The sequence below is a fragment of the Halomonas sp. SIMBA_159 genome (genome assembly GCF_046536035.1).
Classification (GTDB): Bacteria; Pseudomonadota; Gammaproteobacteria; order Pseudomonadales; family Halomonadaceae; genus Vreelandella; species Vreelandella venusta_A.
On sequence record NZ_JAWJBT010001108.1, the window covers coordinates 1 to 252 of the forward strand.

1 protein-coding gene is annotated in these 252 nt (G+C 59.5%); it reads right to left on the reverse strand.

Going from position 1 to position 252, the window contains the following annotated elements:
• Positions 1-252, reverse strand: a 252-nt coding sequence (locus tag R0J87_RS22705; protein WP_498889177.1) for a DNA gyrase subunit A, incomplete at both ends; no start/stop codon positions are given.

The following is a 252-nucleotide window of genomic DNA, read 5'->3' on the forward strand; positions in this document are numbered from 1 at the left end:
GCGAGAACCGCACCTCCAGATCGGAGCTGCGATACATCAGCCCCATCAGCACCTCCGGGTCGACGTTCTTGGACTTGGGTTCCAGAACGATGCGGATGTCCTCGGCGCTTTCATCGCGCACATCGGCGAGGATCGGCACCTTCTTGGTCTGGATCAGCTCGGCGATCTTCTCGATCAGGCGCGCCTTGTTCACCTGGTAGGGAATTTCGGTGACGATGATCGATTCGCGACCGTTGTCGGCCACTTCGACCT